Annotated in this window: 14 protein-coding genes; 7 read left to right on the forward strand and 7 right to left on the reverse strand. The window is 71.5% G+C overall.

Translation table 11 applies throughout. The features are described 5' to 3' along the window. Both M1E25_RS22480 and M1E25_RS22485 read right to left on the reverse strand, forming a co-directional pair. Positions 1–654: YihY/virulence factor BrkB family protein (locus M1E25_RS22480; protein WP_251418575.1), on the reverse strand; the 654-nt coding region annotated here is incomplete at its 3' end. Between the two features lie 119 nt (positions 655–773). After that, on the reverse strand, positions 774–1,262 hold the full coding sequence (locus M1E25_RS22485) for a peroxiredoxin (protein WP_251418577.1): 489 nt from the start codon (positions 1,260–1,262) through the stop codon (positions 774–776). A gap of 188 nt (positions 1,263–1,450) precedes the next feature. Here M1E25_RS22485 and M1E25_RS22490 point away from each other — a divergent pair, with 188 nt between their 5' ends. From M1E25_RS22490 to M1E25_RS22505, 4 genes are all read left to right on the forward strand, one after another. Continuing rightward, the gene (locus M1E25_RS22490; protein ID WP_251418579.1) at positions 1,451–1,879 is read left to right on the forward strand and encodes an OsmC family protein; all 429 of its coding nucleotides are present in this window, start codon (positions 1,451–1,453) and stop codon (positions 1,877–1,879) included. A gap of 112 nt (positions 1,880–1,991) precedes the next feature. Beyond that, positions 1,992–2,993, forward strand: coding sequence for a pirin family protein (locus M1E25_RS22495; protein WP_251418581.1), 1,002 nt, complete (start codon positions 1,992–1,994; stop codon positions 2,991–2,993). Positions 2,994–3,148: 155 nt separating this feature from the next. Next, the gene (locus tag M1E25_RS22500; RefSeq protein ID WP_251418583.1) at positions 3,149–4,060 is read left to right on the forward strand and encodes an SIS domain-containing protein; all 912 of its coding nucleotides are present in this window, start codon (positions 3,149–3,151) and stop codon (positions 4,058–4,060) included. Between the two features lie 61 nt (positions 4,061–4,121). Continuing rightward, positions 4,122–5,033 (forward strand): class II fructose-bisphosphate aldolase, encoded by a 912-nt coding sequence (locus M1E25_RS22505; protein ID WP_251418585.1) that lies wholly within the window; start codon positions 4,122–4,124, stop codon positions 5,031–5,033. Here the strand turns inward: M1E25_RS22505 and M1E25_RS22510 are convergent. The 5 genes from M1E25_RS22510 to M1E25_RS22530 all read right to left on the reverse strand — a co-directional run bounded on the left by M1E25_RS22510 (position 5,020) and on the right by M1E25_RS22530 (position 9,795). Further along, the gene (locus tag M1E25_RS22510) at positions 5,020–5,571 is read right to left on the reverse strand and encodes a GNAT family N-acetyltransferase (protein ID WP_251418587.1); all 552 of its coding nucleotides are present in this window, start codon (positions 5,569–5,571) and stop codon (positions 5,020–5,022) included. The two genes, M1E25_RS22505 and M1E25_RS22510, sit on opposite strands and share 14 nt — an antisense overlap. Positions 5,572–5,751: 180 nt before the next feature. Continuing rightward, positions 5,752–6,567, reverse strand: coding sequence for an ABC transporter permease (locus tag M1E25_RS22515; RefSeq protein WP_251418589.1), 816 nt, complete (start codon positions 6,565–6,567; stop codon positions 5,752–5,754). Positions 6,568–6,581: 14 nt separating this feature from the next. Beyond that, a complete protein-coding gene (locus M1E25_RS22520; RefSeq protein ID WP_251418590.1) occupies positions 6,582–7,466 on the reverse strand; it encodes an ABC transporter permease in 885 nt (294 codons plus the stop codon). A 6-nt stretch (positions 7,467–7,472) separates the two neighbouring features. After that, the gene (locus tag M1E25_RS22525; protein ID WP_251418592.1) at positions 7,473–8,675 is read right to left on the reverse strand and encodes an ABC transporter substrate-binding protein; all 1,203 of its coding nucleotides are present in this window, start codon (positions 8,673–8,675) and stop codon (positions 7,473–7,475) included. An 82-nt stretch (positions 8,676–8,757) separates the two neighbouring features. After that, complete coding sequence (locus M1E25_RS22530) at positions 8,758–9,795, reverse strand: ABC transporter ATP-binding protein (RefSeq protein WP_251418594.1); 1,038 nt, start codon at positions 9,793–9,795, stop codon at positions 8,758–8,760. A gap of 104 nt (positions 9,796–9,899) precedes the next feature. On the opposite strand from M1E25_RS22530, the gene M1E25_RS22535 reads away from it, so the two are divergent. The 3 genes from M1E25_RS22535 to M1E25_RS22545 all read left to right on the forward strand — a co-directional run bounded on the left by M1E25_RS22535 (position 9,900) and on the right by M1E25_RS22545 (position 12,510). Further along, positions 9,900–10,646: a FadR/GntR family transcriptional regulator gene (locus tag M1E25_RS22535; protein ID WP_372501314.1), complete on the forward strand. Its 747-nt coding sequence runs from the start codon at positions 9,900–9,902 to the stop codon at positions 10,644–10,646. Positions 10,647–10,759: 113 nt separating this feature from the next. Next, positions 10,760–11,485, forward strand: coding sequence for a cache domain-containing protein (locus M1E25_RS22540; protein ID WP_308290466.1), 726 nt, complete (start codon positions 10,760–10,762; stop codon positions 11,483–11,485). 119 nt (positions 11,486–11,604) lie between these two features. After that, complete coding sequence (locus tag M1E25_RS22545) at positions 11,605–12,510, forward strand: NAD(P)-binding domain-containing protein (protein ID WP_251418600.1); 906 nt, start codon at positions 11,605–11,607, stop codon at positions 12,508–12,510. Positions 12,511–12,512: the final 2 nt, after the last annotated feature.

Below are 12,512 nucleotides of genomic sequence, written 5' to 3' on the forward strand. Positions count from 1 at the left end.
CCGGAAGAGCACGAGCACCAGCACCACGGCGATCGCCAGGAGCAGCGGCCACTTCAGGGTGTTCCACGCGGTGACGGCAACCGCGTCGGCGCCCAGGAACTGGCCCGTGGCCCGGGCCAGCTCCCCGGTCACGAGCAGGGCCAGCGCGCTGCAGGCGAGCAGTGCCAGCAGGACCGAGGCGGTGAGCACGATGCGCGGGAAGGCGCGCCAGGCGGGCCGGTTGTCCTTCACCCCGTACATGGTGTGCAGCGCGCGGCGGAACACCGCGAGGTAGCTGGAGGAGGACCAGAGCGCAGCGACGAGGCCGCTGAAGACGAGCAGCCAGGCGGCGGAGTGCCGGGCTGACATGTCGGAGAGGGTGTGCCGCATCAGGGGCTGCGAGTCGGTGGGTACGACGGCGCTGAACTCGCTGATCAGTTCCTGGGGCGGGGAGACCCCGGCGATGCCGATCAGCGAGACGGTGACCAGGAGCGTGGGGAAGAACGCCAGCACGGTGTAGTAGGTCAGGGCCGCCGCCCGCTCGGTGGCGTCCTCGTCCCAGGCGGCGAGCGGAACGCGGCGCAGAGCGGTGAGTGAGTCCCGCCAGCGGCTGGGCCGCGGCGGCCCGAGGGCCCGGCCGGGACGCCGGGTGTCTGCGGGCGGTTCAGTGTGCACGGTGCGTCCGGTCCTCGGCGTCGTCGAATCGGCTCGTCTGCGGGGGCTCTGCGGATCCCGGAGGCGGACCCGGGCGGGGTGCCGGCCTCGGACACCCATCCTCACATCGTGTGCCCGCGCTACGGCGTCCTCAGCACGGCACGGACCTGTTCGGCCAGCGTGTCGGTGCTCTGGAAGGTGAGCCCGGCGAGCGCCACGTGCCGCCAGCGGACGGTACCGCGGTCGTCGAGGACGAACACCGAGCGGCGCAGGCCGAGTCCGGGCACGGCTATGCCGTAGGCACGAGCGGCGGCCCGGTCGGTGTCGGCGAGCAGCGGCATGGCGAGTCCGTGCTGCCGGGCGAAGCTCTCATGACTGCCGGTGTCCTGCGGGCTGACGCCCCAGACCGCGGCGCCCAGGTCGCGGAAACGGTCGAGGTCGGTGGTGTACGAGCACAGCTGCCGGGTGCACACGGGCGTGTTGTCGCCGGGGTAGAACACCAGGACCAGCGGATTGCCCCGGGCCCGGTCGAGGGAGAAGTCGCCGTACTGCGACCCGTCCGGGCCGACCGTCACCCCCGGGAGCGAGAAGGGAGGCGCTGGGGAGCCGGCTGCGGGTGGCTTGGCCATGTTTCGTCCCTTCTCGGCCGGGACCCGAGGTCCACGGAGGTGCGGAACCGGATGCTACTCGCGGGTCGTCCCGCCGCTGAGCAGGGGGTGGTTGAGGAGCCGTGCGGTGGCCGGGTGGCTGGTATGCGTCGAGACTGGGCGGTGCGCACCGCCCACCGCACGTCGTCGCAGCGAACAGGAGGCACCCCATGGCCACGGTCCGCACCGCTCGCACCGACTGGACGGGCGATCTCGCCTCGGGCCAGGGCACGATCGCCTTCGAGTCCTCGCACCTGCCGTCCACCGACGTCACCTGGGCGTCGCGGTCCCAGGAGGCGAACGGCAGGACGAGCCCCGAGGAGCTCATCGCGGCGGCCCACTCCTCGTGCTTCTCCATGGCCCTGTCGGCCGACCTCGCGAAGAACGGCACGCCGCCGGAGAGCATCGAGACCCGGGCGGACGTCACGTTCGACGCCGCCGCCGGGGCCGTGTCCGGCATCAGGCTGACGGTCCGCGCGGTCGTCCCGGGCCTGTCCGAGGCGGACTTCGTCTCGGCGGCCGAGGGGGCCAGGACGAACTGCCCGGTGAGCAAGGCCCTGGCCGGGACGGACATCACTTTGGACGCTCGTCTGGGCTGAGGCCCGCGGCACGCTCGGACGGATCCGGGGCTCCGGGACTACATGCACCCGGACGACTGTTGGCACTGAGAGGGGAACGGAACCGACAGCCGTCCGGCCGGAGGAGGACTCCATGCCCGCTGTGACCGTGGAGAGCACCGTGACGCTCCCCCGCCTCGGAGAACCGGATCCTGTGAACGGCGTCCAGCGACCGGTGCGCTCCGTCACCACCGCACCGTCCGGCTTCGAAGGCGAGGGGTTCCCGGTACACCGGGCGTTCGCGGGAGTGGCGCTGCGCGACCTGGACCCGTTCGTGCACATGGACCAGATGGGCGAGGTCGACTACGCGCCCGGTGAGCCGAAGGGCACGCCGTGGCATCCGCACCGGGGTTTCGAGACCGTCACGTACATGATCGACGGGATGATCCGGCATCAGGACTCCAACGGCGGCGGCGGGTTGATCACCGACGGCGGAACCCAGTGGATGACCGCCGGAAGCGGGATCCTGCACATCGAGACGCCGCCGGAGCACCTGGTGCTGTCGGGCGGGGTGTTCCACGGCATCCAGCTGTGGGTGAACCTGCCGAGTGCGAACAAGTGGAACCCTCCGCGCTATCAGGGCATCGAGGGCCGGGAGGCCACGCTGCTGTCCACCCCGGACGGCGGGGCGCTGGTCCGGGTCATCGCGGGCGAAGTGGGAGGCCGGCGCGGGCCGGGCAGCACCTTCACCCCGATCACGCTGATCCACGCAACCCTCAGTCCGGGCGCGCGCATGGTGCTGCCCTGGCGTTCCGATTTCAACGCCCTGGTCTACGCACTGTCCGGGCGCGGTTCCGTGGGGGCCGAGGGGCGGCCGCTGCACGCCGCCCAGCTGGCGCTGTTCGGTCCGGGCGACGCTCTGACGGTGACGGCCGCCGAACACGGCGACAGCCGCTCGGGGGCGTTCGACGTCCTGGTCCTCGGTGGACGCCCGATCGGTGAACCGGTCGCCCACTACGGACCGTTCGTGATGAACACGCAGGACGAGCTGATGCAGGCCGTGGAGGATTTCCGGAGCGGCCGGATGGGCACGGTTCCGGCGACGTCCCTGCCGCACACCGCCCCCCGGGAGAAGCCGCCGCCGCGACCCGAGTAGCCCACCGTGGGCCGGCGCCCCGCTCCGGTGCCGGTCGCGGGAGGCTCTTTACGGCCCGTGACGTGCGTGGAACGATCCGGATCGGCGTCGTCGGCCGGCCCGGCCGGCGGACACCGCTTTCCGGATTCCACCGGGCGACGACGAGGAGTTCGCGCATGCCGCACGGCGCATCGACGACCGCAGCCGAGATCGCCTCGCAGCCCGGGGTGTGGCGCCGGGCGGCCGGCCTCGCCGGCGCAGCCGGGGACGTTCTGCCCCGCCCCGGTGAGCGGGCGGCCGTCGTCGGTTGCGGGACGTCGTGGTTCATTGCCCAGGCCTTCGCCGCCTTGCGTGAGGAGGCCGGGCAGGGCGAGACCGACGCCTTCCCCGCCTCGGAGTTCCCCGCCGGCCGCCGCTACGACCGGGTTCTGGCGATCACCCGGTCCGGCACCACGACCGAGGTCCTCGACCTTCTCGCCCGGCAGCGGGAACGCACCACGACGGTCGCGGTCACGGCCGATCCGCGGACGCCCGTCGCCGACCGGGCCCACCACCTCGTGCCGCTCGAGCACGCCGACGAGCAGTCCGTCGTGCAGACGCGTTTCGCGACCGCCGTGCTCGCTCTGTTGCGCGCCCACCTCGGGGAGGACACCGGCCCGGCAACCGGGGACGCCGAACGGGCCGTCACGGAGGACCTGCCCGGTCGCCTGCTGTCCGCCGACCAGTTCACCTTCCTCGGAACGGGCTGGACGTACGGTCTCGCGCAGGAGGCCGCGCTGAAGATGCGTGAGGCAGCGGGCGCCTGGACGGAGGCGTATCCCGCGATGGAGTACCGGCACGGGCCGGTCAGCATCACCGGCCCGGGCCGCGTCGTCTGGGTGTTCGGTGCGGTGCCCGAGGGGCTCGACGCGGACGTGGCACGGGCCGGGGGCACGCTCGTCGCCGGGTCTCGTCCCGGCGAGGGGCCGGCGCTCGACCCGATGGCGGATCTGATCCGGGCCCAGCGGCTGGCCGTCGCGGTCGCCGAGGCGAAGGGCCTCGACCCGGACCGTCCCCGCCATCTGACCCGTTCCGTCGTCCTCGGCTGACGTCGGCCGCCGCCCGCTGCCGCTCCCCTGCCGCCGTCGATCCGAACGCCGAAGGAGAACCGTGCCGCTCACGGAGACCGCCGCTCTCGTCGACGGTGCACGTGCGTGCGGGCGAGGCCTCGCCGCGCTGAACGTCATCACCCTGGAGCACGCGGAGGCGATCGTGCGGGCCGCGGAGAGCACCGGGCTGCCCGTCGTACTCCAGGTCAGCGAGAACGCGGTGAAGTACCACGGCGGGTCGGCGACGCCGCTGCTGTCCGCCGCGCTGGCACTCGCCCGGACGGCGGGCGTGCCCGTCGGAGTGCATCTGGACCACGTGCGGGACCGCGCCCTGCTGAGCGAGGGCGTGACGGCGGGGGTGTCGTCCGCGATGTTCGACGCCTCCGGCCTGGCGTACGCGTCCAACGTCCGGACCACGGCCGAGGCCGTGCGCTGGGCACATGGCAGGGGTGTGTGGCTGGAGGCCGAGCTGGGCGAGATCGGCGGCAAGGACGGGGCGCACGCGCCGGGGGCGAGGACCGATCCGGCCGAGGCGGCACGGTTCGTCGCGGACACCGGCGTGGACGCGCTCGCCGTGGCCGTGGGTACGTCGCACGCGATGACGGAGCGGACCGCCCGGCTCGATCACGAACTGATCGGGCGGCTGCGCGAGGCCGTGCCGGTGCCCCTCGTGCTGCACGGCTCCTCGGGAGTGCCGGATGCCGAGCTGCGACTGGCCGTGCGGGCCGGGATGGTGAAGATCAACGTGGGGACGGCGCTGAACGTCGCCTTCACCACGGAGCTGCGGCGCTGCCTGACGGAGAACCCGTCCGTGGTGGATCCGCGGACCTTTCTGGCGCCTGCCCGGGCGGCGATGGCCGCGGCGGCTGAGCACGTGCTGCGCGTGGTGGCCGGATCGGACGACGGGGCGGCGCGGGGCGCGGCGGCCCGCGAACGGCAGGAGCGTACGGCCGGAGGGGCTACCCGGATCTGACCGGGGGGCCGGGCAGGTCCGCGGGGCGGATCCGGTAGACCTCGAGTCGCATGTCGTAGTACTTGCCGGTCTCCCCGACCCACTCCATTCCCAACCGGCGGGCCATGGCCGCTGCCCGTTCGTTGCGCGGCCGGGCGACCGCGAAGAGTTCGTCGATCCCCTGCTCGAACGCCCAGCGGATCAGGGCCGCGCCGGCCTCGGTCGCATACCCGTGGCCCCAGGCATCGGGCCGGAGCTGCCAGCCGATCTCGAGGTCCTCCTCGTAGGGCGGCAGCAGGCGGATCACCAGGCCGCCGACGACCTCGGCGTCCGAGCGCCGTTCGATCGCCCAACGGCCGCTGGGTCTGACCAGGTTGGGCTGCGCCTCGTGCCAGGCCTGGAGGACGCCGCGCATCGCCGGTACGTCCGCGACCCGGTTCATGGCGGGCGTCAGCCAGTGCGCCACTTCCTGCGCGCCGTAGATCTGCAGCGCGGCCTCGGCGTCGGTGACTCGCCAGTCCCGCACCTCGAGGCGAGGGGTGTGCAGGGGCATCTGCATGTCTCTCACGCTACCGAGGGGTGCGGCAGGCGGCCTCCCGGCCGGGGCGGGAGGCGTCGTCTCCGTCCCGGCGGCCCGGTGCGGGGTGGGAGCACCGGCCATCGGTACCGCACAGGCCGGGGTGCGGCGGGGCGGCCGGGGTGAGCGCTCCCGGCGGCCCCGGCCGTACGCCCGGCGGTCTCAGATCCGGCTGGTCCCGGCGGTGTCCGAGGACAGCCGCTGGGCCAGGTAGATCGGGAGGACGGACAGCAGGACCAGGACCGCGGCGACCACGTTGACGACCGGGGCCTGCGCCGGCCGCGTCATGTTGGAGAACACCCAGATGGGGAGCGTCTGCACGCCGGGACCGGCGGTGAAGGTGGTCACCACGATCTCGTCGAACGACAGCGCGAACGACAGGAGCGCTCCGGCCACCAGGGCCGACCGCACCAGCGGGAAAGTGATGTCGCGGAAGATCTGGAACGTGTCCGCACCCAGGTCGGCCGCCGCCTCCTCGAACGAGAGGGCCGTCCTGCGGAGCCGGGCGATCACGTTGTTGAAGACCACGACGACACAGAACGTCGCGTGGCCCACCACGACGGTGAACATTCCGAGGCCGACGCCGAACGGCTCCAGCACGGCCCGGAACGCGGTGTTGAGGGCGACGCCGGTGACGATGCCGGGCAGGGCGATGGGCAGCACGACGAGGAACGAGATGCTCTCCCGGCCGAAGAAGCGGTAGCGCTGGACGGCGAAGGCGAGCAGCGTTCCGAGCACGAGGGAGATGCCCGTCGCTCCCAGTGCCGCCTTGACCGAGGTCCACAGGGCAGCTCGTGCGCCGTTGCTGTGCCAGGCCTGCTCCCACCAGTTCAGCGTCAGCCCGGCCGGTGGCCAGCCCGAACTGCGGTCGATGTTGAAGGAGTTGACCAGGACAAGCGTCAGCGGCACGTAGATGACCGCGAAGCCGAGCCCGGCGGCGATGCGCAGGGCGATCCGCGCGGGACGCGAGAGATTCATCGATCGCCTTCCGGTCAGAGGCTGTTGAGGGCCCCACTGCGGCGCACTGCGAGCAGGTAGAGCACGATGACGGCCACGGGAACGGTGCCGAGCGCTGCCGCCAGCGGCAGGTCGAGCGTGATGTTGGAGTACACGAGATTGCCGATGAGCTGCGTCTTCCCGCCCACGATCTGGACGGCGATGTAGTCGCCGAGGCTGAGCGAGAAGGTGAACACCGATCCGGCGGCGATGGAGGGGAAGACCATCGGCATCACGACGGAGGTGAAGGTGCGCCAGGTGCGGGCGCCGAGGTCCGCCGAGGCGTCCAGGAGGTTGCCGGGGAGCTGCTCGAGTCCGGCGTGGATCGGCAGGATCATGTACGGCAGCCACAGGTACGACAGCACCGTGATCACGGCGGCGAGACCGTAGCCCGGTCCTTCGGTCCCGAACGGCCCGAACACCCAGTCGGCGAGGCCGCCTTCGGAGAGGATGAGCCGCCAGGCGTAGGCCTTGACGAGGTAGCTCGCCCAGAGCGGGGTCAGCACCGCGACGACCAGCAGGGGCCGGTGGCGCGGGCGGGCGACCCTCGCGGTGTAGAACGCGATCGGGAAGGCCAGGCAGATGTCTATGAGGGTGACGGCGACGGCCACCCCGACGCTGCGCAGTGCCACGTCGCGGTAGACGGACTCGCTGAGGACGGTGACGAAGTTGTCCAGGTTCCAGGACTTCACCACGTTCGAGGTGAACGCGTCCGTGGTCCAGAAGGCCGACAGGAAGAGCGCGGCCAGGGATCCCAGGTAGGCGACGATCAGCCAGAACAGCGGTGCGGACAGCAGCAGGGACAGCCGCAGCCGCGGGCGGCGGTGCAGGGTCCCGGCGAGCCGCCGGCCGAGGCCGGCGGCAGGCGCGGTGTCGGTCATGTGTGCTCAGCCCTTGATCGAAGTCCAGGCCTGCACCCACTTGGCGTAGGGCACGCACTTCGCGTTCTTGCGGCCGTCGACGCACTGCGGGATCGGGGTGGTCCAGAAGTGGACGCGCTTCCAGTAGTCCTCGTCGGCTGCGTGGTAGGTCGTGCAGTGGCTCTTCTCGGCCGTCTCCTTGCAGGACAGCTCGTTGGCCGGCGCCTCACCGAAGTACTCGGCGACCTGGGCGTTCGTCTTCGGCGAGACGATCCAGTCCAGCCACTTGTAGGCGCAGTTGGGGTTCTTCGCCTTCGAGGAGACCATCCAGGTGTCGGACCAGCCGGTGCTGCCCTCCTTGGGGAGGACGGCCTCGACCGGGGCCTTCTCCGCCTGTGCGGTGTTGGCGATGACCTGCCAGGTGGTGCCGAGCACGGAGTCGCCGCTCTTGAAGGCGGAGATCTCCTTGAGGTAGTCGCTCCAGTACTCGCCGACGTTGGCGTTCTGCTGCTTGAGCAGCGCCACCGCGGCGTCGAACTGTTTCTGGTCGAGCGCGTACGGGTCCTTGATGCCGAGTTCCGGCTTGGTCTTCATCAGGTACAGCGCGGCGTCCGCAATGTAGATCGGGGAGTCGTAGGCGGTGATCTTCCCCTTGTACTTCGAGTCCTTCTCGAAGACCGAGCCCCACGAGTCGGGAGCCGGCTTGACCTTGTCCTTGCGGTACATGAGGAGGTTGGCGCCGCGACCGTGCGGGATGCCGTAGGAGACACCCCCGACGGAGTTCCACTTGCGCTGCTTGAGGCTGTCGAAGATGTTCTTGTAGTTGGGCACCAGGTCGGTGTTGACCGGGGCTGCGTCACCGGAGGCGATGAGGCGCAGCGAGGCGTCGCCCGAGGCCGAGACCGCGTCGTACTCGCCGGTCTTCATCAGGTTGACCATCTCGTCGGACGTGCCGGCCGTCTTGGTGTTCACCTGGCACCCCGTCTTCTTCTCGAACGGGGTGACCCAGTCGGTCTTGGGATCGTTGGAGCCGTCCTCGGCGTAGCCGGCCCAGGCGATCAGGTTGACCTTGCCCTCGGTCTTGCCGAGCTTCTTGGGCGCACTCTGCTTCGGTGGGGTGAAGGTTCCGTCGGAGTTCTTGCCGCCGCTGGAGCCGGTGGAACCGCAGGCCGTGGTCACGGCGAGTGCGGCCACCGCGGCCAGCGCGGTGAGGGAACGGGTCGGGCGCACGAGTTCTCCGTTCGGTGGTGGGGGGACATCATCGGGAGCGGACCGGGGGCCAGGGCGGGGTGCGTCCTGGAGCTCAAGGGGCCTATTCGACAAGGAAGTTGTGGCGCCGGTGCCAGTGGAGGCGGACGCGGGAGCCGCGGAAGGCGTCGACGTCGGCGGACGAGGTGTCGAGGTTCTGCTGGACGGCTGTCAGCCGGCCTCCGGTATCGAGGTCCACCAGGAAGCGGGTGGAGTCGCCGAGGTAGACGACGTCGGCGACAGTGCCCACCGCCGTGGAGTGGTCGCTGCCGACGCCGGCGTCGGCGTCGGCCGGAGCCTGCGCCAGCCGGATCTTCTCGGGCCGGATGCTGTACGTGCCGGGACTGCCGACGACCTTCTCCGCGCTCTCGCCGGTCAGCAGGTTCGAGGTGCCGACGAAACCGGCGACGAAGGGGGTCGCGGGGTGTTCGTACACCTCGGCGGGGGTACCGACCTGTTCGATCCGGCCGCGGTTGAAGACCGCGATCCGGTCGCTCATGGTCAGCGCCTCCTCCTGGTCGTGGGTGACGAACACGAAGGTGATGCCGACATCGCGCTGCAACTCCTTGAGTTCGACCTGCATTTCCTCGCGCAACTTGAGGTCGAGGGCGCCGAGGGGCTCGTCGAGGAGGAGGACCTTGGGACGGTTGACCAGGGCGCGGGCGAGCGCGACGCGCTGCCTCTGCCCGCCGGAGAGCTGGGAGGGGCGCCGGTTTCCGTATCCCTCGAGGCGGACGTCGCGCAGCGCTTCCCGGGCCCGCTCGATCCGCTCCGCCTTGGCCACCTTGCGCACCTTCAGGCCGTAGGCGACGTTCTGCTCGAGGGTCATGTGCGGGAAGAGGGCGTAGTCCTGGAAGACCGTGTTGACGTCTCGCTCGAAGGGAGCGAGACGGGTGACGTCGCGTCCCGCCAGTTCGATCGTTCCGCTCGTCGGGGACTCGAAGCCGGCTATGAGGCGGAGGACGGTCGTCTTGCCCGAGCCGGAGGGCCCCAGCATGGAGAAGAACTCGCCGTCGCGGATCTCCAGGTCGACGCCGGCGACCGCGTCCACCTCGGCGAAGGACTTGCGCAGGCTCTGCAGCCGGATGGCTGTCCCTTCCATGACGGGAACCTTTCTGGTGCTCTGGGCGTTGGCAGAAAACATATGAACCCATAGTTCAAACTGCAATAGCTTCCTGGGGTAAAGTTTCGGTCAAGCGGAAGGTGGTGCACGTGAGTCGAGTGGAGAACGACGCCCGGCATGCGGTTTTCGCTCCCGTGGACACCGTCGCCCGGGTGGACGCCGTGGTGCGGCGCCTCGGTGATGCCATTGAGCTGGGCCTTCTCGCCGACGGTGAGCAACTGCCGGGCGAGAGCGAGCTCTCGACCCGGCTCGGCGTCTCCACCGTGACCCTGCGCGAAGCCCTGATGGCCCTGCGGCAGCAGGGGCTGGTCACCACCCGTCGCGGCCGGGGCGGCGGCAGCTTCGTCGTGAGCCCCGCCAAGCCGCTGAGCGAGCGGCTGTTCCTGCGCCTCGCCGACTGGAGCACCCCTGACCTGCGTGATCTCGCCGACCACTGGGCGGCGATCACCGGGGCCGCCGCGCGCCTGGCCGCGCAGCGCACCGAGCCGGAGGACCTGGCCCCGCTCCACCGCTCCGTGGACGCGCTCGCAGCGGCGACCGAACCCGCGGCCCGCGCCAGGATCCATGCCCGCTTCCACGTCGAACTGGCGGCTGCCGCGCAGTCGGCCCGCCTCACGCGTGAGGAGATCCGTTTTCAGGCGGAGATCGGGACGCTACTCTGTCTCGCACTCACCGAGGAGGAGGACCACACCCGGACCGTGACCCTCCAACGCACCCTCATCGGCGCCGTGCGCGACGGCGCCGGGGACCGGGCAGGAACCCTGGCCGAAGAGTGCGTACAGGACGCAATGGCGCGTCTGATCGGACTGCGCCTCGGCATCGCCGGCTGACCGCCGTCCGCAAGGGCGCACCGAACTCACCGACCCGCGCAGCAAGCCCCGGAGGCAGCACCGTGGTCACCACACACCCGACCGGCTCTCCCGCCCGCACGGGAGCGTCGGACGTGATCGACGAGGTGAGCCGGATCCTCGAAGGTGTTTTCCAGGAGGTCGCGAGAACACGCGACCGGTGCGAGCAACTCGCCGCGCCCGCCGACGCCGAGGACCGGGATCTCACCACGGCCGACTTCGCGGCGCTTCCCGAACTGCTCAGACAACAGCTCGCATCGGGGCGCGACCTGATCTCCGGAGTGGGCTTCATCGCCGAGCCCGGGCTGCTCGGCGACGTACCGGTCTGGCTCGACTGGTGGCAGAACGCCCCGGACGGGTCGTTCCGGCCGTTGCAGCTCGACCTGGACCCGAACACCTCCGCGTACTCGGACTACACGCACTGGGAATGGTTCACCGTGCCCCGCGCCACGGGCGGCCGGGCCGTCTCCGGGCCGTACGTGGACTACCTGTGCTCCGACGAGTACAGCCTCACCCTCGCCCTGCCCGTGTACTCGGCCGGCCGGTTCATCGGGGTCGCCGCGGCCGACGTCTACCTGCGGCACTTCGAGAACGCGGTGATGCCCGCCCTGCAACAGCTGCCCGGACCGGCCTGTCTGGTCAACACCCGGGGCCGGGTGGTGGCCTCCACGGACCCCCGTCACCTGGCCGGGTCGCTGCTGAAGGATCCGCCGCTCGGTGAGACCCGCTCCTCCGCTGCGGCCCCCGCACCCGGCGGTCCCGGCCCCAGCCTGCTGAGCTGCGGGGAGATACCGCTGCACCTGGTCACCGGACACGCCTGACCCGCCGGCAGTCCCCGGTCGCGGGACCGGGGACGGTTCGGCCTGCGGTCCGAGGCGGAGGAGGACGCCTCCGTGCGACAGTGCTCCGGTCCGCTCGCCCCGGGGAAAGGCAACCGCCCATGCCGCCACGACTGTTCGACGACGATGACGTGCGCCGCCTGCTGGACGCACCGACCGCCGTCAGCGCCGTCCGCACGGCGCTGCTGGCCCACGACGCCGGCGAACTGGCCGCCCCGGCACGGGTGCACGCCGCGCTCGGAGGGGGATCCCTGGTCTTCACCGCCGGACGTCTGCGCGAGCGGGGCCTGTTCGGCTTCCGCTCCTACGACACCTTCGCCGGCGCGCAGCAGCTGGTCGCCCTCTGGGACGTACGCAGCGGCGACGTGGTGGCGCTGGTGCACGGACACGAGCTCGGCCCCCGGCGCACCGGGGCCACCGGAGCCGTGGCCGCCGACGTCGCCGCGAACCCCGGGCCGGTGCGCCTGGGCATGGTGGGCGCGGGCGTGCAGGCCTGGGCGCAGCTGTGGGCACTGGCCGCCGTGCGGCCGGTGACGGATGTCGTCGTCACGGCCCGGCGCCGGGAGCGCGCCGTGGCCCTCGCCGAACGTGCACGCCGGGAGCTGGGGTTGCCGGCCGTGGCCGTCGTCCCGGCCGAGGAGGCCGTGCGGGATCGTGACGTGGTGGTCGTGGCGACGAACAGTGCGGCGCCGGTCCTGGATGCCTCCTGGATCTCACCGGGCACCCATGTCACGACGCTCGGCCCGAAGACCGTCTCCCGGCACGAAGTCCCGGCCACCCTGGTCGACGTGGCGGACTGCGTTTTCACCGACTCCGCCGCGCAGAGCTGTGACCTGGGCGAGGAGCACCTCTTCGCCCGCCGCCGCGTTACGGAGCTGGGCGCCGTGGTGGCCGGGTCGGCAACGGCACGCACCGACCGCCGCGCGATCACCGTGTTCAGCTCGGTGGGCCTGGCGGGCACCGAGGTGGCCGTCGCCGCGGCGCTGTACGACGCTGCCGGCGACTGAGG

Origin of the sequence: Streptomyces meridianus (genome assembly GCF_023703325.1) — a bacterium.
Lineage (GTDB): Bacteria > Actinomycetota > Actinomycetes > Streptomycetales > Streptomycetaceae > Streptomyces > Streptomyces meridianus.

Bases quoted from the DNA above. Each gene is read 5' to 3' on its own strand.
- M1E25_RS22510 (WP_251418587.1), bottom strand. From the start codon at position 5,571: ATGCAGATGCCCCTGCACACCCCTCGCCTCGAGGTGCGGGACTGGCGA.
- M1E25_RS22515 (WP_251418589.1), bottom strand. From the start codon at position 6,567: ATGAATCTCTCGCGTCCCGCGCGGATCGCCCTGCGCATCGCCGCCGGG.
- M1E25_RS22485 (WP_251418577.1), bottom strand. From the start codon at position 1,262: ATGGCCAAGCCACCCGCAGCCGGCTCCCCAGCGCCTCCCTTCTCGCTC.
- M1E25_RS22545 (WP_251418600.1), top strand. From the start codon at position 11,605: ATGCCGCCACGACTGTTCGACGACGATGACGTGCGCCGCCTGCTGGAC.
- M1E25_RS22520 (WP_251418590.1), bottom strand. From the start codon at position 7,466: ATGACCGACACCGCGCCTGCCGCCGGCCTCGGCCGGCGGCTCGCCGGG.
- M1E25_RS22500 (WP_251418583.1), top strand. From the start codon at position 3,149: ATGCCGCACGGCGCATCGACGACCGCAGCCGAGATCGCCTCGCAGCCC.
- M1E25_RS22495 (WP_251418581.1), top strand. From the start codon at position 1,992: ATGCCCGCTGTGACCGTGGAGAGCACCGTGACGCTCCCCCGCCTCGGA.
- M1E25_RS22530 (WP_251418594.1), bottom strand. From the start codon at position 9,795: ATGGAAGGGACAGCCATCCGGCTGCAGAGCCTGCGCAAGTCCTTCGCC.
- M1E25_RS22490 (WP_251418579.1), top strand. From the start codon at position 1,451: ATGGCCACGGTCCGCACCGCTCGCACCGACTGGACGGGCGATCTCGCC.